At 38.2% G+C, this 25,756-nt stretch carries 18 protein-coding genes; 5 read left to right on the top strand and 13 right to left on the bottom strand.

The window, feature by feature from the left end:
* Window positions 1-193: 193 nt before the first annotated feature.
* Window positions 194-1,534, bottom strand: a complete 1,341-nt coding sequence (locus G4D63_RS11955) for an ABC transporter substrate-binding protein (protein WP_163179867.1) — start codon at window positions 1,532-1,534, stop codon at window positions 194-196.
* 13 nt (window positions 1,535-1,547) lie between these two features.
* Window positions 1,548-2,255, bottom strand: a complete 708-nt coding sequence (locus tag G4D63_RS11960; protein WP_163179868.1) for an alpha/beta hydrolase-fold protein — start codon at window positions 2,253-2,255, stop codon at window positions 1,548-1,550.
* Between the two features lie 442 nt (window positions 2,256-2,697).
* Between G4D63_RS11960 and G4D63_RS11965 the strand changes: the two genes are divergently transcribed.
* Window positions 2,698-5,040, top strand: coding sequence for a glycoside hydrolase family 10-like protein (locus tag G4D63_RS11965; RefSeq protein ID WP_163179869.1), 2,343 nt, complete (start codon window positions 2,698-2,700; stop codon window positions 5,038-5,040).
* A gap of 81 nt (window positions 5,041-5,121) precedes the next feature.
* Here the strand turns inward: G4D63_RS11965 and G4D63_RS11970 are convergent, their stop codons facing one another.
* From G4D63_RS11970 to G4D63_RS12010, 9 genes are all read right to left on the bottom strand, one after another.
* Window positions 5,122-6,201 (bottom strand): plasmid pRiA4b ORF-3 family protein, encoded by a 1,080-nt coding sequence (locus G4D63_RS11970; RefSeq protein WP_163179870.1) that lies wholly within the window; start codon window positions 6,199-6,201, stop codon window positions 5,122-5,124.
* Between the two features lie 412 nt (window positions 6,202-6,613).
* Entirely contained in the window at window positions 6,614-6,805 is a 192-nt protein-coding gene (locus tag G4D63_RS11975; protein ID WP_163179871.1) for a hypothetical protein, read from the bottom strand.
* Between the two features lie 396 nt (window positions 6,806-7,201).
* On the bottom strand, window positions 7,202-8,377 hold the full coding sequence (locus G4D63_RS11980; protein WP_163179872.1) for a sugar ABC transporter permease: 1,176 nt from the start codon (window positions 8,375-8,377) through the stop codon (window positions 7,202-7,204).
* Window positions 8,378-8,388: 11 nt separating this feature from the next.
* A complete protein-coding gene (locus tag G4D63_RS11985; protein WP_163179873.1) occupies window positions 8,389-9,909 on the bottom strand; it encodes an ATP-binding cassette domain-containing protein in 1,521 nt (506 codons plus the stop codon).
* 90 nt (window positions 9,910-9,999) lie between these two features.
* The gene (locus tag G4D63_RS11990; RefSeq protein WP_163179874.1) at window positions 10,000-11,094 is read right to left on the bottom strand and encodes a sugar ABC transporter substrate-binding protein; all 1,095 of its coding nucleotides are present in this window, start codon (window positions 11,092-11,094) and stop codon (window positions 10,000-10,002) included.
* Between the two features lie 304 nt (window positions 11,095-11,398).
* Window positions 11,399-12,442 (bottom strand): sugar ABC transporter substrate-binding protein, encoded by a 1,044-nt coding sequence (locus G4D63_RS11995; RefSeq protein ID WP_239585950.1) that lies wholly within the window; start codon window positions 12,440-12,442, stop codon window positions 11,399-11,401.
* A 78-nt stretch (window positions 12,443-12,520) separates the two neighbouring features.
* Window positions 12,521-14,053: a response regulator gene (locus G4D63_RS12000; protein ID WP_163179876.1), complete on the bottom strand. Its 1,533-nt coding sequence runs from the start codon at window positions 14,051-14,053 to the stop codon at window positions 12,521-12,523.
* Window positions 14,028-15,494, bottom strand: coding sequence for a sensor histidine kinase (locus tag G4D63_RS12005; protein WP_163179877.1), 1,467 nt, complete (start codon window positions 15,492-15,494; stop codon window positions 14,028-14,030). The genes G4D63_RS12000 and G4D63_RS12005 overlap by 26 nt, the downstream gene beginning before the upstream one ends.
* Entirely contained in the window at window positions 15,487-16,467 is a 981-nt protein-coding gene (locus G4D63_RS12010) for a substrate-binding domain-containing protein (RefSeq protein WP_163179878.1), read from the bottom strand. The genes G4D63_RS12005 and G4D63_RS12010 overlap by 8 nt, the downstream gene beginning before the upstream one ends.
* Window positions 16,468-16,485: 18 nt before the next feature.
* Here G4D63_RS12010 and G4D63_RS12015 point away from each other — a divergent pair, with 18 nt between their 5' ends.
* A complete protein-coding gene (locus G4D63_RS12015) occupies window positions 16,486-16,725 on the top strand; it encodes a hypothetical protein (RefSeq protein WP_163179879.1) in 240 nt (79 codons plus the stop codon).
* A 291-nt stretch (window positions 16,726-17,016) separates the two neighbouring features.
* Window positions 17,017-17,493 (top strand): thioredoxin-dependent thiol peroxidase, encoded by a 477-nt coding sequence (gene bcp, locus G4D63_RS12020; protein WP_163179880.1) that lies wholly within the window; start codon window positions 17,017-17,019, stop codon window positions 17,491-17,493.
* A gap of 113 nt (window positions 17,494-17,606) precedes the next feature.
* Here bcp and G4D63_RS12025 read toward each other — a convergent pair whose 3' ends face one another.
* Complete coding sequence (locus tag G4D63_RS12025; RefSeq protein ID WP_163179881.1) at window positions 17,607-19,991, bottom strand: M14 family zinc carboxypeptidase; 2,385 nt, start codon at window positions 19,989-19,991, stop codon at window positions 17,607-17,609.
* A 569-nt stretch (window positions 19,992-20,560) separates the two neighbouring features.
* Window positions 20,561-21,898 carry a L,D-transpeptidase family protein gene (locus tag G4D63_RS12030; protein WP_163179882.1) on the bottom strand — a complete coding sequence of 446 codons (1,338 nt, stop codon included), beginning with the start codon at window positions 21,896-21,898 and terminating at the stop codon, window positions 20,561-20,563.
* A gap of 556 nt (window positions 21,899-22,454) precedes the next feature.
* On the opposite strand from G4D63_RS12030, the gene G4D63_RS12035 reads away from it, so the two are divergent.
* A complete protein-coding gene (locus G4D63_RS12035; protein WP_163179883.1) occupies window positions 22,455-23,522 on the top strand; it encodes a M14 family zinc carboxypeptidase in 1,068 nt (355 codons plus the stop codon).
* Window positions 23,523-24,060: 538 nt separating this feature from the next.
* Entirely contained in the window at window positions 24,061-25,725 is a 1,665-nt protein-coding gene (locus G4D63_RS12040; RefSeq protein WP_163179884.1) for an alpha amylase family protein, read from the top strand.
* The last annotated feature ends 31 nt before the right edge of the window (window positions 25,726-25,756 follow it).

Consider the following 25,756-nt stretch of genomic DNA (forward strand, 5'->3'; position numbering starts at 1 on the left):
ACCCAACCCCTCGAGGTTAAATAACCTGAAGAGAATAAAATGGAAGTTTGCCATTTTCTTCTCTTCAGAACATTTACTTGTCGGGGCTAAACGGGGTGCTTGCGCCTTTTGTTCTTGAGAAGAAAAAGGGAGAACGTTTCTCCCTTTTCATTTTTGTTACATATGACTGTTTTCATTTACATAAAGAGCCTTATTATTTTGCTAATAATTCATTCCACTTTTGCTCAGCTTGTGCAATCGCATCTTCTGTAGACATTTCACCTAACATTGCTGCTGCAAGTGCTTCGTTCATTGCTGTTTTTAGATCGTTATAGTTTTTCATTGGTGGAATTAATACTTCACTATCCAGTAATTGCTCAGCTGATACTAGGCGAGCTTCATCAATAGGAGTTGGATTAGCTGGTAACTCCTTAAAGAATGGATCATCTAAAGCTGATTCGATTGATGGAAGAATTGGAACAATCTTATCAAATTCAACCTGGTTCTCAGCATTTGTGATAAAGATTGAGAACTTTACTGCCGCTTCTTGAGCATCACTTTGCTTAGGAACAACTAAGTTCATTGCTGCTACGTTTTTCTTATTTGTTTTACCAGTAATGATTGGAGCTGTTTTTGTAGCTGCTAATACATCTGGTGCATTTTCTTTAACTGTGTTTAAAAATTGTGGACCTGATGAAAGGATTGCAAGTTCACCAGCTTGGTATAAATCAACTGCTTTACTATGTCCTTCTGTTAATACTTCACGTGGAATAAGGTCATTCTTGTAAAGATCCACGAAGAAATCAAATGCCGCTTTACCATCAGCCGTGTTAAATGCTGCTTTTGTCATACCTTCATCTGTTAAGTCAACACCCATCATAACCATTGTTTCTAAAAGATGGCTTCCATCTAATGGTGGGAAGAATGCATATTTACCAGTCTCATCTTTAATTGTCTTTGCTACTTCAGCTAACTCTTCAAATGTAGAAGGAGCTTTTTCAGGATCTAATCCAGCTGCCTTGAAAATTTCTGTATTGTACATCGTTACTTGAGAAGATAAGTACCAAGGAATACCGAAAGTCTTTCCATCAAACGTGTTTGATTTCCAAACTCCTTCTAAATACTCTCCTCTTACATCTGCAGGTACCATTTCATCCATGTTTACAAGTGCATCTAATTCAGCTAACTGAGATGCGAATTGTGGGTTTAAGTTCGCAACGTCTGGAGCAGTCTTAGAAGCAACTGCTGCTAGGATCTTCTTTTCCATGTCGCCCCAAGGAATGTCTACCCATTTTACTGAAATGTTTGGATTTTCAGCTTCAAAATCCGCAATTACTCCGTTAATGTAATCATCAAAAGTAGGTGATAATTGCATCGTCCAGAATTCAACTTCAACCGGTTCAGTCGTCTCTTCCGTCGTTTCTTCTGTTGTTTCCTCTGTATTTTCAGCAGCTTCTTCTGGCTCATTAGCCGTGTCTTCTGTCGTGCTACATGCTGCTGCAAATACCATCATGAGCATAAGCATGAGAGCAAATAACCAAGATTTCTTTAACATAATTGTTCCCCCTTTAGGTTTGTAAAAAATAATTAAGCGCCCGCAACAAATCTCTTCTCCAAAAATCCCATAGATGATGTTCATCTTCTTCGTAGTATGTAACGTATCCTTGTTTGTACTCTAGCTCATTCCTCATGATTCGGTTATGGGCTAGGATCTGTAGCTGTTGATTAGTAATGGGCGAGATGAACTCATCCTCATGCTTTCCAACAACCTGATAAATACGAACATCCTCTAGGGCTTTGACAGATTGCAGCTGTGAAAAGTTTCCTTCTGAAAACGCTGCGGACTGCATTAATACGGTTGTAAATGATGAAGGCTCCTTACATAGAAGTGATAAGGAAACAGCTCCACCGAGTGAATCTCCTAGTAAACCAAGCTTGTGAATATACTTACCTTTTGAAGTAAGCTCCTCTTTAATAGAAGGAAGTAGCTCTTTTAAGAAAAAAGCTAGATACCTTTCATGATCCCGACCATTTGGATGATAGGCATCATATCGTTGAAAGGAATTTCCAGGAGGAACGAGGATCAACACAAGCCCCCGGTCATGAACAGTGAGTTTAGTCAAAGAATGTTCTAGTTGACCAAGCTCCATATAATCTTCCCCATCCTGCACAAAGAGTAAATCCACATCTTTATAGTCAAACAACTCCCATTCATAAATGGTGAGATCCCTCTGTAAGTGAGTACTTCTGATAACGCTTTCTTTTTTCCTTATCAACGAAGTCTCACATCCTTCTTGGGCTCTTGACTACTTAACTAGAAGTCTACCATACAATTTCCAGTTTGTGAACATATTCTCCAAAATATTTTATTATGGTGGATTATAACTCCAGTTTATTGTATTGCTTTTGAAATTATGACAAGTGTTTTATTTATTGATAAATCAATTATCATAAGATAAAAACGACTAATTTTGACAAAATAGCTTGTTTAAAAAGGAGCAAAACTCCTCCTTTTTTACCATTTTTGGAGAATATATTCTAACTTAAGGAATATTGTGGTAGTATTCTAATCAACAAAGAGAGGTAGAACGAATACTTTTGAAAGCGTTACCATTGGTAGTCTATCTTTCTTAAAAATTTAAGGAGGTGAAATTCTCTACTATATCTACTTCATAGATTGACAGAGAGAATTTTAATTTAATTAAATTGGGAGGAGAAATGAATTTGAAAATTACTAAGCTTACGATGATTTTATCTATTATTCTAGGTTTGATTGTATCCAGTCTAGGAATGAGCTCCAGTGCAACAGCAGCATTTAAGGAGGATATGATCCGAGCGGCGAATGGAGAAAGACAGGTTATTAATGCGTTTAATGCACTTCGAGGTGGAAATCAGCTAGTTGTTTATACACCAGAGTTTGGAGAGAGTACCAAGAATAATCGTTGGGGTGTTGAAGTAATAGTTGAAGAAGGCAAAGTTATTGAGGTTCGTGATGGTACGCTAGCAGGAAATGATTCCTTCTATGATACTCCAATCCCTAAAAATGGCTATGTTATTTCTGGGCATGGTACTGCGAGAACTTGGATTATACAAAACCTTCATGCGGGGGAAAGTGTTGAAATTCTTTACGACGTGATTGCTGAGCCTGAGAAATCATCGACATTTTCTATTTCAAGACTAGATCCAAAACCACCTTTTGCATTTCCAGGTGGACGTGGTGGGGATGAGCTAGTTGTATACACACCGGAGTACGGGTATGAAACAACTGGAACCAACCAATACGGTGCCGAGGTAATTGTTCGTGATGGAATTGTCGTCGAAATGTCTGGTAGTGATTCTGTGATTCCAGAGGACGGCTTTGTTTTATCAGGGCATGGTACAGCAAAAGATTGGCTGTTACAATTCACGCAGGTTGGTGCAAAAGTCACTTTTGATAAAGAAACGATGAAAGTGACAGCAAAGATCGATGCAAGCAGCTACATACGGGCTTCAGAATTAGTTCTACAAGTGGCTGAAGCATCCGTTGAAAATGCTGAGAGCAGATTTCTAGATGTTCCTTTAGACGAAGCAAAACAAACGATTACTGAAGCAAAAGCAATCATTATGGAAGCTGAGGCTGCTTTTAAATCTGAAGATTGGTTCAAAACCATAGAGCTTTCAGAGCAAGCAACAGAATTAGCAGAAAACGCATCGTTTTTAACGGTTGAATCACGTGTTGTTGATGCGCGTGGTATCTGGCACCGTCCGGTTGAAAAGAACCGCGAGGAAATCATTGCAACGTTAGATCGCTTAGCTGATTCTAATTACAATATGTTATTTTTAGAAACATTTTTCCACGGATATACGATTTATCCTAGTGAGGTCGCACAACAAAATCCAAACTTTGAAGGCTGGGATCCATTAGCCGTATTCATTGAAGAAGGAAAAAAACGTGGAATTGAAGTTCACGCTTGGGTTCACACCTTTTTCGTTGGACATGAAACATTAAACCCACCTGGACCGATTATTGATGCACATCCAGAGTGGGCTGCAGTAGACCGTAAAGGTAACTTACCATCTGAAAAGGAAGTTGGCTATTACTGGATTAACCCTGCATTGCCAGAGGTTCGTGATTTCTTGTCTACCTTGTTTGAAGAAACCACTTCAAGCTATGATTTATCAGGTTTACACTTAGACTATATTCGCTATCCTGTGAGCAAGCCTTACAACGTAGGATATTCTTATGATGAGTACAGTCGAAGTGAGTTTAAGAAAGAATCCGGATTTGATCCATTAGAAATTACACCTGAAAGCAATCCAGAAGCTTGGGAACAATGGAACTTATGGCGCGAAAAACAAATTTCAACATTCGTTGAAAGAATTCACAGTGAACTAAAGGCACGAAATGCTGAGATGGATTTATCAACGGCTGTATTCCCTGAGGTATCTGACGCGGTTGATCAAAAGTTCCAAAACTGGATTGATTGGGTAGAAGCAGGTTATATGGATTTCATCACACCTATGATCTACTCTGTTGATACAAAGTATGTTAATAAAACCACGGCAGATTTCATAGCCAATATGAAATCACCAGTATTATCTTACATCGGTTTAGCACCATTTATCGGATTCACTGATGAGCTATTAGTGTCACAGGTTAGCGGTGTGTACCAAGAAGGTTCATCTGGGCAAGTACAATTCGCCTACCACAATCTAAAGCAAGAACATTTTGATTCACTAAAGATTGGACCTCAACGTAAGGATGCTATCGTTCCTCACCGTAATCCAGCTGATGCTGCCGCTGTCATGGTGAACGATATTAAACGTAAAGTAGAAGAGATTTATAACGCAAAAGGTGCAATGAAAGGAAATATCAAAACTCCACTATTTGCTAAGTTAAATCAAATCGAACGCAAGCTAGCAAAAGGTGATATCCAAGGTGCACTAGAGCACAAAGCAGTTGCTGCCGAGTTTATCACAGAACGCCAAAAAGACATTAACGAACATGTCGTTGCTAACTTACACCGTGATCTCACACAGCTAGAGAAAGTGCTGGAGTTTGCTATATTTGATCAAAAATAATGAATTGATGGGACATAGGGACAGGTACCGTGTCCCGGCTGCCTAAGGCAGCTGGGACAATGGACCTGTCCCCTTGTCCCACTACATAGATTTCAAACTCCTATTTATCATATCGATGTCAAATTCGGAGTAGCCCTGACTGATTCCCCAACTAACCATGAAACTATGTTCTGGATGATTGGGATTGGAAATGATTTTAAGGAATGCTTCATAGCCATACTCTCCACCGACATCCTCTGGAGGGGTGTTTCCTCCACCATCAATGCAAACAGGGAAATTCTGATCGTAATCATCTCTTTCATTTTCAATAATAATCTCATGCTCCCAACCTTCTCCAAAGTCGTATAGGTACGAGATTTTTGCCGGGAGGTAGTCTACAAGTTTCTCCCCTGTTTCTATCCTCATCGGGATTCTAGATGGATGGTTTAATGCTTCTTCATGACAAACTAGCCTTACTATTGGTTGACGCTCTAAATTCTCTTTAAAAGTAATAAACTCATGAAGATGGTAATCCTTCCAGCCAAACACAATTTGTAACGTTTCATGTAATTCTGGAAATGTAATTCTTTTAGGTACCATGACTTTTCGCCAAACATGATGATTCTTTAAGTTTAGCTTTACGTGAAGAACTAGAGCTTCAGAGTAAAAAATTGCCTCACCTGCAAGAACCTCCAAATCTCTATATAAATCTTGATTTGGGTACCTATAATCTTTTTTTCCATTTCCAACAAGAAAACGACTGATTCGCTTATTCATTTTAACTTGATTGATAGTTTGTTGAATGAGATCCTCCTCAAAATAAAGAACATTCTCACAGGCCTTGTTTAATCTTGCCACCATCGTTCGGTCCTTCGTTGTTGTATAGGTGAATTTTTTCGAACTAGAAATAAAGGCTTCAATGACCTCATCTTTGATTCCCTCATCCCGAAACGTTTCTCTAATTGCTTCTAAAATTAACACTTCTATATTCTTAATGTCCTTTGCTTTTAAGCCATGAAGGACAATAACATAACGATTGCTGTCGTTCATAAGCACCAGCGTTTTTCTTCTATTTATTGTTAATAAATTCGCATGCCAGGAAAACAGTGGCTCTGCGTCTGCTGTAGTTTCTGGCACTAGTTTTAGTTCAGATAAAAGTTTTTTTGTACATTGAATTAACATTTGTAACTCTCCTAGTCTATATATAAACCGCTACCTTTATATTAACACGGAATGGTAGGACAGCTAGTTGGATGGATTGGATGAGGGGATAGGAGGAGGCTCCTACGGTGTTGTTAATGAAGAGGATCTGCAGATGAGATCTGTGTGAGATCTGTGGTTTTATCTTATTAAAAAACAAATCCTCCCTTCAAATTAATATGGGAGAAATTCTATGTTATAAGTGATTCTGAATTTGTAGCTGTTATTTTAGTAGTAATTAGATTTTAAATTTTTGAGGGTTTACTAGTTATTATTGAATGTAAACAGAGAGGATTAAAGATGAGGGTTATTTACATATACTTCAATTCTTTTGCTTAAATCGAGCAATATCCCTTTCATTTCGGACCGTTTTCTCCCAAATATGATTTTGATCTTATTCGATATCTTTCATTCGGCCCAGAATCTCAGCGTGTTCTCTTTCATTCGTTTCCTTAAATTCTTTTAGTTCACTTTTAACACCAGCTACATCATTTTTGATTGTGTCTACATCCACTTTCAAAGTACCTACCATAGAAACTAACTGTGCTAACATATCTTCCATACGTATTAATCTATCTTCACTCACATTGTTCACTTCCCGCTACAGCTTTAATTCTAGTAAATTAAAGTATGAGAATATAATGTAATTATAGTATCCTTAACCTCCCTGATTGTGATAAAAATAACAGGAGTCTCCTGTCACACTAAGTTTGTTAGCGAAGTTTGATTCCCTATCGTTGCTAAACTTTACTTACTCATAGAATTGAAGCCATACCTAAAGACAGATACCTCTGAAAAAGTACGCTTTCTAACATAAAAAATCCCCATTCCTAGACTACATCTAGAAAACGGGGATTTTATTATCCATATTAAAAATAGGAGAATCTAAGCTCAGGCTCCATATAAACATCCACACTCTCATCACCTTGAATTAAAGATACAAAAGAACCGAACCCAGGCTTCTGGGACAATACCCCAGTCCCTACGCTCTTTGGCGGCGGGTCATAACGTCGAAGATTACGGCTAGGGCTAGGACTCCTCCACGGATCATGTATTGTGGGGCAATCCCTACTCCCATTAGGTTCATTCCGTTTGTTAAGGTTGCCATAACGACTGCACCAATTACTGCTCCAGTTACTCTACCTACACCACCGGCTGCTGATACACCACCAACGAAGGCTGCTGCGATGGCATCAAGTTCGAATAGTGTACCTGCTGTTGTAGTTGCGGATTGTAAACGTGCTGTGAATAGAATACCTGATAGTGCTGAGAGCATACCCATTGAACCGAATACGAGAAGCGTAATTTTGCTTACGTTTATACCGGTAAGGTGAGCTGCTTCTGGGTTACTACCAACTGCATAGATATGACGACCGATGACGGTTTTGGTTGTAATGAAATGGTAGACGATGACAACTAGTAGAACAATCATCACTGTCCAAGAAAATCCATTATAGCCAGCTAACAGCCATGTAATGTAGGCCATAATGCCTGAAACAAACACTAACTGTAAAATGAAAATTGGCTTTGATACCACATCGAATTCGTATTTAATCTTTTTGCGACGACTTGAAATGGAGCTATAGATATATAATAAAATTCCAATTAATCCAACTAGTAGTGTGAGTAAGTGTAAGCCGCCTACTTCTGCAATAGAAGGAATATAACCATTTCCAATCGCGTTAAACGCATCATTATCTACAATAATCGTTCCTGTTTTTTCAGTTGCCATCAAAATCGCACCACGATAAATGAGCCAACCCGCTAATGTGGCAACGAAGGCTGGAATTCCTACTTTCGCTACAAGTAAACCTGTAACACCACCAGCACACATACCTAGGATTAAAATAATCGGTATAACAATATAAACTGGCAGACCAACTTGCATTAAGAGAATAGCTGCAACCGCACCTAGGAAACCTGCTAAAAATCCAATCGATAAGTCGATATGACGGATGACGATGACTAGCATAACCCCAACAGCTAGCACCGCAATATAACCTGCTGAATCTAGTAAATTACTAATATTTCTTGAGGACATGAATAGTCCACCAGTAAGGATTTGAAATGTAATCATAATGACGATTAACGCGATGTACATTCCATAATCACGGATATTACGCTTTAATAAGCCCTTTAATTCGTTAATATATTTCATCGTATTACCCCCTATTGCGTCGCAAGTTGCATAATATTTTCTTGATTGGCTTCTTCTGATGAAAGTTCACCTTTCATTTCACCCTCCGCCATTACATAAACGCGATCGCTCATACCAAGGACTTCACCAAGCTCTGATGAAATCATAATGATACTCATACCTTTATTGATCAATTCATTCATAACTGAATAGATTTCAAATTTAGCACCCACATCAATTCCCCGTGTTGGCTCATCTAAGATTAATAGCTTAGGACCAACAAAGAGCCATTTCCCGAGCGAAACCTTTTGCTGATTTCCACCACTTAAGTTTCCAACCAGCTGTTGTAACGATGGTGTTTTAATTCCTAATGATTCCTTATAGCCGCGGGCAATAATAATCTCTTCGTTTTCATTGACCACTCCATTGGAGGAAATGGCTTTTAAATTCCCAATCGAAATATTACTTTTAATATCCTGTAGTAAAAATAACCCATCGCCTTTTCGGTCTTCTGTTACATAGGCAATTCGCGCTTTAATGGCAGCACTCGTATGCTTTAATGTAGCAGGTTGTCCTTCTAAAAATAAATCTCCTTGTATTTTGTAACTTGCAGCATTACCAAAAATACTTAAGGCAAGCTCCGTCCGTCCTGAACCCATTAGTCCAGCAATCCCAACGATTTCTCCCTTTTTCACATGAAGATTTACATTTGTAGCGACATTACGTCCTAGCTTTGGATCGTACGCCGTCCAGTTGGATAGCTCTAAAATCGTTTCGCCTAACTCTTTCTTCGGTCGTTTTGGATAAATATCCTCAATTTCACGTCCAACCATGTTTTTAATAATGTTGGCTTCCGTAATCTCGCCTCTTGATCCATCTAACGTACAAATCGTTTCCCCGTCTCGGATGACCGTCGCTTTATCTGAAATGGAGATGACTTCCTTTAATTTGTGAGAAATCATGATGCATGTGATTCCCTCTTTTTTCAATTCACGTAACAATTCTAATAGGTTTTCACTGTCATCTTCGTTAAGAGCAGCTGTCGGCTCATCTAAAATAAGAAGCTTTACTTCTTTACTTAGTGCTTTTGCAATTTCAACTAATTGCTGCTTTCCTACCCCTAAATCTTTTATTAATGTTTCAGGGTTTACTTTCAAGCGGACCTTATTGAGCATTTTTTTCGCTTCGACTATTGCTTTATTCCAATCTAAAATGCCACCATTTTGGATTTCATTACCTGCAAAAATATTTTCATAAACAGATAGGTCAGGAAATAGCGCTAGCTCTTGATATATAATCGCGATTCCGACTTCGACGCTATCATTAATTTTGTTAAACCGCTGCACTTCCCCATTAAATACAATATCTCCGGTATATGTTCCAAAAGGATACACACCGCTCAGCACTTTCATTAGTGTGGACTTACCAGCACCATTTTCTCCTACTAAACAGTGAATTTCTCCTCGTTTCACTTTAAAATTAACATTCGAAAGTGCCTTTACTCCTGTAAACTCTTTTGATATCTGGTTCATCTCTAAAATATAATCGCTCACTGTTATGCCTCCTTAACCAGACAACTAAGGGAAAAGTGCTAGACATGGATCATCTAACACTAATCTCCTTCTTTTTATTCAATTAATCAATTAGTCTAATCCTGTAAATTCACTAGCTTCGTAGTAACCGGAGTCAATTAGTTCTGCTTTTACATTGTCTTGGTTTACCACAATTACATCTGTCTGCTTTGCTGGTACATCAATGCTTCCGTTGTTATAAGAACCAGTTGTTTCTGGTGTTTTTCCATCTAAAATATCAACAGCCATACCCATTGCATCCTGTACTAACGTACGAACATCTTTAAATACTGTCATCGATTGCTTACCGTCAATGATGTATTGGATTGAGGCTAGTTCAGCATCTTGACCTGACACTAGGTAACTAGTTACCGCACCGTCTGATGCAAATACGTCAGCGATTGAACGAGCTGTACCATCATTTGGAGCTAGGATAGCAACATCACCTTTTAAATCTGCACCAGCAGCTGTAAGGTTCGTTTGTGCTTTATTTTTTGCTTCGTTTGGATCCCAGTTTGTTGTAACCTGACCTAAAATCTTACCTAATTCATCACGAGTAAGCGTTGCCTTATCTTTTAACGCTTCTGCTTCAGAAGAGTTTGCAATGACAAATGTTCCATCAGCAATTTTGGGTTGAAGAACACTCCATGCACCTTCGAAGAATAAGAATGCGTTGTTGTCAGACGCTGCACCTGCATATAAGTAAAGTGGAACTCCACTGCCTTCAGCATTGTCAATTAAGTATTGCCCTTGTGCTGCACCTACTGCGATACTGTCAAAAGTTACATAGTAATCAACTGCATCTGTATCTGTAATTAAACGGTCATACGAGATAACTGTAACTCCATCTTTTTTTGCTGCTTCCACTGCAGAACCTGCAGCTGCACCATCATGAGGAGCAATAATTAAAACGTCAATTCCTTTATTAAGTAATGTTTCTACATTTTCTTTTTCTTTCGCAGATGATCCTTGGCTAAATAAAATTTCTGTTGTATAGTCAGAATCTTCTAGAGCTGCCTTAAATCTTGCTTCGTCTTGTACCCATCTTGGCTCATCTTTTGTCGGTAGTACGATTCCAACACTTACCTCGCCCCCGCCAGTATTACAACCAGCAATAATAAAAATAGACATCATGGCAACTAGTAAAATAGAAATCTTCTTTTTCATGTCTATGAATCCCCTTTCAAAGCTTTTTATATTTGTGTATAGACCCAATATATCATCGAGCTGAAGTAATGATAACGCTTTCTTCTAGCACTATTTTGTTATTCATCTGTACTTTTTTAACATGGCTGTTTTTTGCTATTGTTTCCTTAGTTCTACCTTAGTTCAGCGAAATGGGGTTGATTAGAAAAGAGTAACTACGGGATTTTCCTTTTGGAAAACCACAATCTACAACAACATCATAATAAAAAAAGGAACTTAGCTATTAATCTAAGTTCCTTTGTTTCATTTATTTAATTACACCGAATCATTCCTCTACGTACCGATAGACATCCTCCCTTGAATGGAAGCCATCGGCAATAATGGTCTCATCTATATTTGATCCTTCAACAGCAATAGGAGAAAGTAACGTCGAAGGCACTTCAATTCTTCCGTTGTTTACCTTCCTAGTTTCGATGACATCCTCACCCTTAGCAAGCTTAACCGCAATTTCTGCAGCTGTTTGTGCTAACGTTCTAATTGGCTTGTAAACCGTCATTGTTTGCGTACCTATCACAATGCGCTGAGCTGCGGCTAAATCAGCATCTTGACCTGCAACTGGAATTTTACCTGCAAGCCCTTCTTCTTGAAGAGCTTCAATGACAGCACCTGCTGTCGCGTCATTAGCAGCAATCACTGCATCTATTTTATTATTGTTTGCTTTTAGGGCAAGCTTCATATTTTCTTTTGCATGTTCTGGTACCCAATCTTTTGTCCACTGATCAAACACAACCGTAATATCTCCTTTATCAATTAGCGGCTGCAGCACACTGAATACTCCTCCCTTGACCAAATGTGCATTATGATCAGTTTCGGCACCACCGATGTATACATATTTTCCTTTTGGCACAAGGTTGGTAATGGCCCGGGCTTGTAGCATTCCCACCAGCTCATTATCGTATGAAACATACATATCTAGTTCCGCATTCCTTACTAAGCGATCATAGGACATCACTTTCACACCGACGGAGTGTGCTTTCTTTACAATAGCAGCTGTTGATTCTGCGTTATGAGGAACAATCACCAGCACATCAATGTTTTGACTAAGCATCGTTTCCGCATGCCAAATTTGCAGGGAATCATCTCCATTGGATGCCATGACCATCACTTCAGCTCCTAGTGCTTCAACTGATTCCTTAAAGAGATCTCTGTCCTTAATCCAGCGCTCCTCTTCTAACGTGTCCATCGCGAAGCCGATTTTGATTTTTTCTCCCTCTGATTGATCTTCTTTTTGTTCAGGAATCGCATTTGATAGTTCTTTACCATTATCAGCTGATTCACAAGCAGTAAGGTTGAAAATAACCACAAGCATGAACATTCCTAAACATATTTGGGAGAGTAGCCTTCTCATTCATCTCACTTCTTTCCCACTAAAATAAGCAAACATTGTTTAACCAATTAATTGCTTTCGATACTCCGTTGGTGTGACGTTACACATTCTCCTAAACACTTTGCTAAAATAATTTGGATCGTGGTAACCAACCTCATACGTTATTTCTTTTAAACTCTTTTCTGGATCACGCATCAGCTTCTTTGCTTTCTCAATCCGACATTCTGTTAAAAAGTGAATATAATTAATGCCAAGCTGTTCTTTAAAGATTTTACTGATATATATCGGACTTAACCCTACCTCTTTGCCAATTGTGTCTAATGAAATATCTTTATGGGCATGTTCGATAATGTATTTTTTAATGAGTTGAATAGAGTCAGTACCAAGCTCTGCATGATACTCCTCATACGAAGTTCGAACTCGGTCCAACAGATGGGAGGTTTCAGCACGTAACTGCCTGTAATCTGTTGCTTGCAAGGAATAAACCGGGATGTCTTGTATTGCTCCCATTTCACTAAGTACTTGAGAGGCAATCCAAAATAGTTCCATCACACGTTGTTGAGCTTGAAAGAGAGGGGTACTTTCTTTCTCAAGGGTTTCAATGATGTCAACAAAGCTGTTACCTATTTCATCCCATTGACCATTACGTACAAAGTTAAAAAATTGCTGCTCATTTTTCTTTGATAAATTCTCATCAAAACCTGGAACAAGTGGTGGTACATCATCATAAAATCGAAACTTAGCAGGTATTGTTGTATCTCTTGTTGCAATTAGCGATTCTTGATAGGATTGTTTGATTTGTTCTAATGAACTATATAGATTGCCAATTCCAATAAACCATTCACAATCTTCATATGTCTTAGCGATTTTTAGGATCTCCCTTGCTAACAAGGTTGCTTGAGATCGGAAGGACTGATCTGGTTTTAAAAACACGATAATCGGTAATTGACGGCCATATAAAGCTCCTACCCACCCACTTTTTGTTTGTCTTACTTTTTCTCTAATGGCCGAATAATAAGCTTCAGAACCTAGTGGTAGTATGAGGTTCATCACATATTTTTCCTTTGTTGCTTGAATGTCTAGTAATTCAACCAATTCTTCTAACTGTACTTCGTGGACATGATCAAAGATAAGTTGAGTGACAATATCGGTTTCGAATATAGACTTCGCTTTTTGTAACGCGTATTGTTGATGCTTGCTTCTCTTTACTAACTCTTTCTCTGCTTCAATCTTGCTTAAAACTTTGCCCAGTATATCCACGATTTCGGAAGCCTTTGCCGGTTTCACGATATAATCTTCCACGCCAAGCTTCATTGCTAGGCGTGCATACTCAAAAGAAGCAAAAGCTGTCGCCATAATAAATTTTATTTGTGAGTTCTTATATTTGATGGCTTCTATCGCTTCAAGACCCGTCATTCCTGGCATTTGAATATCCATAAACACTAGATCTGGTTGAAATTCATCCACGATTTCAGTCGCAATTCTTCCATTCTTAGCCTGTTTTACCACGATAGAAGGAAAATTTCTTTCTATAATGAGCTGTAGTCCATCACGTTCGATCTGCTCATCATCCACGATTAATATTTTCGTCATATGAATTAACTCCCCTTTCTTTCAGGATATGGATGATTACTTTTGTACCGTTCCCTTTATTACTTTCAATCCTCATCGTATCTTCTCTACCATTAAAAAGGCGGAGACGCTTCACTACATTGCTCAAACCAATCCCTGTAGAGTGTCCTTCGGCTGTATCAAGCTGTTCTTCCATGATTTGTTTGATTTTTTCTTCTGACATACCCGGTCCATCATCTTCCACCTCAATGGTCACACGGTCACCGTCATCTTTAATGCGAAACCAAATCACCCCACCGTCTTCATGTGGTTCAATTCCATAGATAACAGCGTTTTCCACAATAGGTTGAAGGGTAAGACCTGGAATTTCAATATCAAGGCAAGCCGCGTCTATAACTGGATGAAATGTTAACCGGTCTGTATATCTAGCCTTTTGAATATCAATATATTGTTGGATCACTCTTACTTCATCATAAAGGGTCATCGTTTTGTCTAAATGTTTCAAGTTATATCGTAACAAGCCAGCTACACTAACAAGGAGATCACTCGTTTCTTCCGATCCTTCCATATAAGCCTTTTTCGATAGAGTATTAAGTGTGTTAAATAAAAAATGTGGATTTATTTGACTTTGTAAACTTCGAAGCTGGCTTTCTTTTAAAAGTAGCTTACTCTGCTGCAACTCTTTTTCCAACTGAGCTTTTTGCTGGATTTCTAGGATTAAGTTATTTATATTTACTCTCATTCGCTCAAGCGTCTTTGCTAGAAATGATATTTCATCATTGGATTCAACCTCAATCTCTAAATCAAACCTTCCTTTTGAAATCTCACTTGCAGCCTTTGTCAGCTTTTCAACTGGTTTTGTGATGCGACGAGAGAACCAGTAGGTAAATAGCATTAGAAAGACTGAGATTAATAGCAATAGCCAAATCCCGAGCTGCTTCAGTCCTTCTGATTGAAGAATAATACCTCTGTAAAAACGGTCATATGTTTTAATTTCTGTGTCAATTAAAGTGAGAGTCATTTCCGATATATAATTCGAAATATGTGTCGCTTCTGTAAAAGCCTGGTTAGAATTGTAAGTATCCGCTTCAGAATGAAAGAATAGGGAACGATCAATCATTTCTACTAAACTATCAATTAAATGAACATAGTTTGTTATGGCCAGCTCATTCTCAACATTTTTAAAATCAACAACTTCCTCTTTCATCTTTTCCATTTCTAGCTTATGTTGGTCAATGACTGATATATTTTCAGGTGAAGGGATTAGCAAGTAGTTATTTAAAGCGGTTACAATCTTTTGACTAGTACTCGTCACTTCGTTCATGATTAAATAACGTTCTAGTATATCGTTATATTGGTTCTGCATTTTTTGATTATAGTAAATGAGAGAGACCCAACTTGCTGCCATAATTAAGAGTACACTGAGAGCTAGCACTAAGATTTTCTTTTGGATACTATTCATAATATGTATCCACCTGTTTGATTATTTGAATATCTGTAAGATAGCCTTCTAATTGGAGTGGAAATATCTCTTCGTTTAACCAATTCATCATTAACCCCACACTAATCTCACCCATCTTCTCCGGTGACTGTTGTATCATTCCATCAATCTTCCCTTGCTTCAGAAGAGATAGAGATACAGGATGATCATCAAATGAATAGATATGATACGGTTCCACATTTGAACGTCTCTCTATTTCTTCAATCATATCTCCAGCGAAACTTGCATTAACAGTAATGAAGGCATCCGCACTGGGATTTATGTTTAAAATATCCTTTGTCGTAGATATGACCGCTTCTCTTGTATTTTCAGATAAGACTTCAATCATTTCAATGTCCGGAAAAACGCTAAGAATGTCTTGGATTCCCTTTAACCGTTCTGTTTGATAATGTTCTTGCCGCTTGTCTATTAAGAGGATCACTTCTCCTGATGTTCCCATATCTTCAATAAGTTGTTTAGCAATCATACTACCTGCCTCATATTGATCAGAACCGACATACGTTCGGCGAATGCTTTCTGACATTGGAACATCATTAGCGACCGTAATAACAGGGATTCCATATGAAGCCGCTTTCACTTTTGTTAGCTCTTTAAACTCATCGTTATCCAAACCTTGAACAATAATCCCATCAACTTTTGAATAAATGGCGATGTCAATTTGCTTTAGAAAATCTTGATTTTCTCCGTAACTCCCCCATACCTCAAGCCTTGCTCCATCCTTTTCTGCTTGTCTTTTTGCCCCTTTACTCACCTTGTCCCAAAAAGGTGTATCCAACCCTCGTGTGATTAACACAATTCGATTGGTGATTTGTTCTTGCTTCGACGGCTCTGGCACCTGCCAATCAGAACGAAACGCATTAAGGACTGATTCAACTGTAAAGTATGAAAGTACAAAACAAATAAGCACAATGACAATGGTCGCAACACTTCTCATGAGGAGTAACTCCTTTACGTGGATAAACTTTTATTTATTATAGCATGGGATATGCCATTTTCCTTTGGTTCAAGACTTTTTCTATTTACATTAGAATTCCTTAGTAGCGATTATTCGCAAATGTTAGGAATACCCATTGATTATTTGGATTTAGCATATTATTACGCTGCATCTAGAAGCCTTATTTTAGATTTTATGTGCATGCTAAAAGAGAGTAGTGACGAAGGAAAAGGTTCTTTTTCTGTTTTGGAGAGCTAATGAACTATAATTAGGCGCGAGAAGAACGGATGGTTAGGTCGTTCTCGTTTTTTTGTGATGTAATCAACGTGCGGGACCGATGGTGCAAAGCAGCAACATTGTTCGCTGCTCTTTTTTAGACATACACTATAGTAAGAAGGAATTGTAAAACATGTTTAGTATTATGGTAAGATGATTTTAATTTCAGAAATTTAAAAACATCACGAGATTAATATTGGTTAAAATTGTAAAGGCTTTTATGTGGATTTGGACAAGCACTATTCTAATATTTGAAACGAAAAGAGGAAGATTATGAAAATAGAAGAAAAGATGACTTCACCTGACTTTACCCTACAGGGGAGCAACGGTGAAATGGTATCACTGTCCGATTTTAAAGGAAAGAAGCATGTTGTTTTATATTTCTATCCGAAAGATATGACACCGGGATGCACCACACAGGCATGTGATTTTAAAGAACATCACAAAAGCTTCGCAGACCTAGATGCAGTAATTATCGGCGTAAGCCCCGACCCACTTACAAAGCATCAAAAGTTTGTTGAGAAGTATGAGTTACCTTTTCTATTGCTGGTTGACGAGGACCATAAAGTAGCTGAAAGCTACGGTGTATGGACGTTAAAGAAAAACTTTGGAAAAGAATACATGGGCATTGAACGCTCCACCTTTGTAATTAGTAAAGAAGGGATCATTGAAAAGGCTTGGAAAAAGGTTAAAGTAAAAGGACATGTTGAAGAAGCGTTGGCTTTTGTACGCGAGCATTTGAGTGAATAGGATGGCGGGACAGGGGGACAGGCACCATGTCCCACATGCCGTAGGCTGTTAGGGACAATGGACCTGTCCCCCAAAAAAGCCAGGGGTGGAATACCCCTGGCTTAAACTTAAGTTTATTCAAATATTGTGTTAGATAATAGACGGAATAAGTAGTCTGTGTGATCGCGGAATCCTGGTTCAAGGCCGATTAGTGTTACATCCTTGCCAGGTTCTTTAACGATTACCGGCTTACCTTGTGCACCTTCTCTTTTTGCCCAATGACCTGCTACAAAGAATTCTGGAGTGTTAGCATAGGTTGCAATAACCTCTTTTTCAGATGCTGTGCCTTCAAACCATGCTGGACGATAGATAAATCCAATGTCGTTTTGTTTATAGCCCTTTGTGATGGCACTGTCCTGGTACGTCACATTTACAATTCCGTTGCTATTTGAACCTCCTGTTCCGACCGTAACATCCGTTAAGCCAAGTGTTACAGTTGCATGAGCAGAACCAGCTCCTACTGAAATGTATTTTCCACCGTTCTCTACAAATGCTGTTACATTGTTTTTAAACTGTGTTTGCTGATCTGTATCTAATACAGCAAACTCACGATTTGCTTCTCTAGATTGAGGAAAAATCAATCCATTAGTTGCACTATAAATAAACACATCAAATCCGTCTAACCCCTTAGTTGCCACATCACGAGGATGAATTTCTGTCACATCAAATCCTAAACGTTCAAGTGATAGTCTTGTACCCGCGTGTGACTGCGCTTTATTCATTCCACCATCTTGTAAGATGGCTACCTTTACTTCTGCAAGTGCTGTTGCATCGTTTGGTGTAGCACCTGTTCTAATCGTTAATCCTGATTGACTAACTAACCCCTTCACTACATTACTTGTTCCGTTAAAATAGAAGTTTCCATCTGCTCCCTTTTTAACTGGAATCCCATTTGATAATAATTCATTTACTAAATTCACAGCTTTTACAGAAGTATTAGGAATTACAAATGGACCTTTACCAACAAGAGCACCTTGCTCGTTAACTTTGCTCACTTTAACTGATTTTACTTTAACTTCTGTTTCAACTCGCTCCGCTTCAAATCCCCAAAGTTCTGGTAAGCTCCAGGCTGAAATGTCGTACATCGCAGGGGTTTGGTCAGAAATGTCTTCTCCATCCCAAAGCATCGTATTGGCTAGACCAGCTTTTGCTTGGTTCATCTGAACGATATAAGTTCCAGCAGGATACTCTACCCCATCAACGGTAAATCCTTGTTTGGCTTCCTCTACCACAATGTCATTTTTCAATAAGTGGTTTACTGCTTTTTTAGTCACAGTTGGATCTAGTTGATTTACAGGTAAAATATAAGCTTTAGGGAAGAAATCTCCCGAGTGAGTTGGATGTTCATTCATAATTCCACGTTTGAACATTTCGATTTGATCTGTAATCATTTCAGTACGATTTTCAGTTGCATACTTCAATGCACCCATCATGGCATCATACGTCCACTTTACCCCATCCTCATCATTCGTCGGTGCTTCTAGCGTATGTGCAAATGAACCGTGATACATCGCATACATCGGCGTGAAAATCGGTGGATAATCATCCCAACCCGCCGCATCATCACGAAGTGGGATATAGGTACCTACCATGTTTTGATATAGACTTGATGAGGAATAGCCAGCCTTGTTACCTACAATTTCTGCTTCCATGGCTTTTGCTGCCGCAAGGGCATGATCCTCATATAAATCATATTCATAGTTCGGATTATGTGGTGGTGTACAAGGCTCAATTAACCCTGGGTGATAACTCTTGTAATTTTTCACATATCCATGTAAGTCAAGAAGCACCATTGGATTCCATTCTGTAATTAAATCAACAGCAAGATGAGTTTCAGGCTGTGATTGCGTGATAAAGTCACGGTTTAAATCGATGCCGTTTCCGTTAAAACGGATGCCGTCCACACGACCGTCTGGATTCGCTACCACGTTAATGATGAGGATATTATTTTCTAAAATCGACTGAGTAACTTCATCATTTTGTGTTGCTAGGCGCTCAATTAATTGAATCGTAGCATCTGTACCAACATACTCCGTTCCATGAATCGACGAGTTTATCATAATAGGAACTTTGAAGTCTGGATTTTTTTCAATCCACGTTTGTGCTTTTTCAGGATTTTTGAACATCTGCTTTCTCAGAGCCTGAAAATGTCCGTATTTCCCCTTAGCACTTGGATCCGATACAGTTACCACGTATAGATCATGACCTTGAGAGGATTTACCTTTCACCTCAACCGTTATACGGTTGCTTTGCTCAGCTAATTCTAAAAGCTTTTCACCAACTTCAGAGTACTTCAGAAAATCATAGTGTTCTGAGTTAAATAAACTTTTCTCTGCTTCAACAAGCTCAATACTTTGAGCATTTTTAAAGGATTGTCCATTCGCTAATGTATTGTAAGGAATAGAAGCTAGTAAGCTCAGCGAGAGCACACCCGTAAGTACTTTCTTGGAATATTTCATTAATCGCTTTCCTCCATGTAGTTTAATATAAATATGTAAGGCTAAATTCCGCATTTTGATAGATTATGTGTTTCAAACAAAGTTAGAATCCACTACCCCCTTCTGAAAATAATGAATAAAAATACACGTGTCCTTATAGAATTATAAATCCATTTATTAAAACAAAAAAGATTTTTGTTTCGACAATTCTATACAAATACATACCGAATCTAGTTTAACACTAATACAATAGTACTAGAATGTTTAGTTAATTCTAACTAAAAATACTAAACTACCAACACATAAATTTATAAAAATTCATATCTGAGTATTGTGGGACACAGGGACAGGCACCCTGTCCCAAAGGCGATTTCACCTATCGAAGAAAGCTAATTATGACTCCCTCCCATCAAATAATTTCATACATCAAGGGTAAGTATGATATTTATTAGAATTCGCTATAAATCAATAGAGATAAAAATGGGTCAAAAATACCAATTAAAAATTGAAGCAGAGAAACAAAACTAGTCAGGAGAATCGACCCCTTACTAGTTTATCTATCGGGACAGTGTACCTGTCCCCTTGTCCCGCTATTTAATTGTAACCTTAGTCCCAATCGGAACAATTTCAAAAAGTGCCTCTATCTCTTCATTATGTAGACGGATACAGCCTTTTGTTACGTATTTTCCGATTGAATCGGGATTACTGGTGCCGTGGATTCCGTACGTTCTGCCAGATGTACCGGGAACGTCAAGTCCGAGCCATCTTGTTCCTAATGGGTTGTTTGGGTCTCCACCTGGGATTTTCTTTGGTGTGTACTCGGGATTTACCAGTTTTGTGACTACTGTAAATGTGCCTCTTGGTGTTAAGGATTCTTTTCCTGTCGCAATATTAACCGTTTTGATAGGCCTTTTATTCTTATATAGACTTAATTGATTTTTGTCTAGCTTGATAACTATTTCAAAGTCTTCGCTAGTAGGTGTTGTAACGCCACCTTTTTTTATGTATGGATTTGGAATCTTGACTACACTTTTTGCTTTTAATTCTCCCATTTGATTTGCTTCTTTTACGAGCTCGATAAAGTCGTTGATCTCATGATATTGATTCATAATACTAAACAATGTTTCTTTTGGCTGAACTGTATGGGTGACAAGCTGACTTTCTTTGAAAACGATGAGTCCTTGACCCGCTTTTATAGATGGTGCTTTAGTTTCAACCCCATTTGTTTGTGCTAATAAATCTAGTATTTTCGTTTTACTATAATAATGTAAAGCTATTTGATAGAGTGTTTCCCCTTGTTGAACGGCATGCTTCGCAAGATAGGTAGGGTTCGGGATATCCAGCATCATCCCCACCTTGATCTCCTTCTCCGGCTCTCGTATTCCATTAAACTTTAGAATGAGATCACTTTGATTCACATCGTAATATCTCTTTGAAATACTATAAACTGTATCCTTCGCTGACACTTTATGTTTAATTACGACCTGGTGATCAGTAATTAGATTTGTTTTTGACTCCCTGGGTGATGTGACTACTTTTGAAGTTGTTTTTTTGTTTGTTACGCTATTGTTGTTTGTATTACTTTCTTTAGCTATTTCAATTTGCGGTTCTTGTTCTTTCAAGTCAGGGGCAGCCTCTGTTTGAGACTCTACCTCCGTATCAACAACTTCTATGGTTCTATCTTTCTCAGTTTCCACCTCTAGTACAACCGGAACTAATTCAGAGGGTTCTTTTTCAACCGCGACTGCCTCTAGCTTTTCCTGTGAAAGCTGTTTACTCTTTGTCTCATTTCCTAGTCTAATAGAAAGGAAGATAACCGAAACAAATAATACAATGCCCGCATATAAGAAATATCTGCTAAGTCTTTTTCTCTTACCCGCTGTTTTAACTCTAGATAACTCTATATCTTGGTTTGCTTTATTCTCCATTAAGACCAGAAACCCCTTTAATAAACAGATACACTTATCCCATTTTACTTATCGTTACGGCTTAATTATATAGGAGGGTTCGCTTATTTTACGCGAAGGGCAATAGTCTAATAGTATTGGACTCTATAATAATCGTAGTATTTCAGTAGTACTATTTCGCTATAAAATCTACTTGGTAACATTTTTTCTTTTAAAATGCCTAACTGTCCCGGAATGTTTTAGGCTCTGTGCCTTTAACGACTAACAATAATCATGACTTTCCAACTACAGTTTTCATACTTTTATATACTTTGCATCAATCCTCTTCGACAAAAATTGAAAACAAGTAACAACCACCAATATCCCTATATTTTAGTATTTTCTTATTTTTTATATAGAACTACTCTCCACATGTTTCGTTATATTTCTACAAAAACCCATTTATTTCAACTTGAGAAAGGAGGTGTTTTAATAGTTGGTGATTTATCCCTATTAACGTAAAGCAACTCTATTTATACAATTATCGGTAGGCCCTACAAGATCCTCAGGGCAAACAATATTTCAAAGGAGGAATTGGATGAAAAAGAAGGTTTTATCTGTATCTTTGTCAGGAGTTTTAGCTTTCGGAGCGTTAACGACAGTTGCACCATCAGCACTTGCAGTAGGAAACGGACCAAATTATAACGGAAACGAATCGATCCAGACTTCTATTCTACATACACATGAAGAGTTAGTAGACTTTCTAAAAACTCAAGATGCAAAGCAAGAGGCTTTAGAGCTTGAAGTTATTGGTGAGTCAGTGAAAGGAAGAGACATCTACCTAGCTAAATACATTTCAAATCCTGAAAATCCTACCATCCTCTTTTTAACTCAACAACATGGAAATGAGCAATTAGCAACAGAGGGCGCACTAGAATTCATCAAACATTTAGGCGCGAATAAAGTGAAGGGTGTTCTTGAGAATGTGAACATACTTGTTGTTCCGATGCTTAACCCTGATGGAGCAATGGGTGATGTGAACTTCTCTCTCGAAAACTATATCGCGGATGGGGACCGTCATCTTACTCGTTACAATGCAAATGAAGTTGACTTAAACCGTGAACATGCAAAACCAATTCATGAGATGCAGCCAGAACAAAGGGCTTTTTATGAAAATGTACTTGAGAAATATGAAATTGATTACTTAATTGACCTGCATCATCAAGGGACTAGAAGTGCGATTGATGGTGAATTAGTCTCGGGTTCTATGTTATACCCATTAAATGAAGAAGTAGATCCAACTGTTGTTGAGAACTCTAAAAAACTAGGATCAGTGGTATATCACGCAATCGAAGCTAAGGGATGGGGCAAGATTGGTAAATACCGAGGTGGAACTGGTAACAATATCGGTAGAAACGGCATTGCCAGTAGATATGGCATTGCAACCCTTCTCTTTGAAATGCGCGGAATGTCAGACCACGAATATGAGTCCTATGTGCTAGGGCAAAAGAGCAATGGTTACTTAATCCAGCAATCAGTATTAGCACTAGAGTCATCTGTTAAAGCGATCGCTGATGGATCGATTAATGATGCTGATATCTCATTCTGGGATGATCTCCCTTTTCAATACTGGATGGGTGAGGAAGAAGTAGAAGAAGATGAGTAAATAGAAAAGGAGAGTCGCAACTAGGTTACTAGTTGCGGCTTTTTTAATATAAACATACCTGCCATTTCTAGTTCAACTCTTTTAGTGTTAGATGAAACAGGAGCGTTGTTGTTACCGAAAGATGATACTACCCAAGCAATACTTAGCACTCGTTACTAGTTTAGCTTGAAAACACAATAACTACTTACGCTCTCGCTTGCTGTGAAGTAAAAAATGTAAAATCCTAACGATTACCCAACACATATGGCTGGCATTGCGGATTATTTATTTTTCTTATATACCAATATCGAAGGATATATCCAACATTTTGTTAATTTATGGATAATATATCCAACACGAGCATAGATTATGATAGGCTTTTACCACTTTATGGGGAGGAGGAAATTTATAGGATAGCGTTTCTAAAGCATTTCTATTAGCCTTTCATCTTGATATTAAACAAGACATTCACAACATTGAATCCTACATATAACATTACTGAATTAAACACCATTCTTGAAAAGGCTTACAAAACTTTTAAAGAAATGAGGAATTTTAAATGAAACGGTTTCTAAGTATGATTCTATGTGCCTTATTATTAATCGGATTCGCCCTTCCGGTATCTGCTACGAATGATACTTCTAGAGTAAAAGTATTAGAGAATCTTGTGAATGAGGATGAGAAAAAGGCAAGAATTCTTTGGTATGATTTATCAGCAAATATTAAAAATTTAGATAGTCCTGAAAAGGTTAAAAACATTGTAGATAAGACAGCGAAAGCCAACATCGACACGATCGTTCTAGATGTCAAAAACTATACAGGAAATGTAGGATATTTAAGTAAGATTGCTCCCCATATGAGCGACTCTAAAATACCTGCATACAAAGAATTTCCAAAAGGCTATGACTTATTAAGTGAAGTGATTAAGGCCGCGCACGCAAAAGGTATTAAAGTTCATGCAAATGTGAACATATTCTCTGAAGGAAACAATGATTTTGATGATGGACCTGCTTATAAAAACCCTGAATGGCAATCCACTTTTTATATGGCTTCTAGAGTGGCAGAAACTGAAAATGGTAGCACGTTTGATATTACAGGAGTAAATGCGGATCGTGGATCAAACCAACTCGTTTTATATACACCAACAAAGCATAGTGTTTCCCCTGCGAATCAGTGGGGTGTAGAAGCCCAAATAGTTGATGGTGTTGTTACGAAGGTAGTCGACAGAATTTATGGAGCACCCGCTGTTGAGGTTCCTGAAAATGGAGGTGTTTTATCAGCACATGGTGAAGCAAGAAAATGGCTACTAGCTAATGTAAAGGTAGGGCAAAGAATTGATCTATCAAAATCGAAAACAGAGTTTGTTCCAGCATCACAATATCCAACATTCTCAACGTTCGTAAATCCGATTCGTGAAGATGTTCAAAATTATGAACTTAGTATTATTGAAGAAATCATCGACAACTATGATGTGGATGGAATTGTATTAGATCGTGCCAGATACTCTAATATTTACGCTGACTTTAGTGACCTTAGTAGAAACACGTTTGAAAAATATATTGGTAAAAAGGTAGAAAACTGGCCGACTGATATTTTCGACGTAACTTTCACAGATGAAGGACAAGAAATTACCGAAGGTCCACTGTACCAGAAATGGATTGAATGGAGAGCCGGAAACATTCAAAACTTCTTCCATAAGGCGGAAAATCTTGTTCATAGTAAAGATGACTCTCTGTTTTTCAGCACATATGTAGGCGCTTGGTATCCACTCTATTATAGCGAGGGCGTGAACTGGGCGAGTAAAACACATAAGCCAGACTTTGGGTGGGCAAGTCCGGATTACCATAAAACTGGATATGCAGAATCTCTTGACTTCTTAATGACAGGTAACTATTTCACACAAGTTACTAGAGAGGAAGCAGTCGAAGTTGGAAATCCGGACTGGTACAGCGTTGAAGGATCTGCGGACATCGTAATGGATGCAGTAAATTCATCAACATTTGTATATGGAAGCTTATACCTACAACAATACGAGGGTGACCCAGAACAGTTCCGTAAGGGCTTACGTTCCATAATAAACAAAACACATGGCATTATGTTATTCGACCTTGTGTACTTTGAGATGTATGATTGGTGGCATATTTTAGAAGAAGAATTCTCGGAATCTTCCATAGCTCCGCATGAGGTACCGGGTCTGATGAAAATGGTCAGAAAAGATACCTAATTTATTGATGTACTGATACGAAACCAACAAA

It is taken from the genome of Bacillus mesophilus (assembly GCF_011008845.1).
In the GTDB taxonomy this organism is placed as follows: Bacteria; Bacillota; Bacilli; order Bacillales; family SA4; genus Bacillus_BS; species Bacillus_BS mesophilus.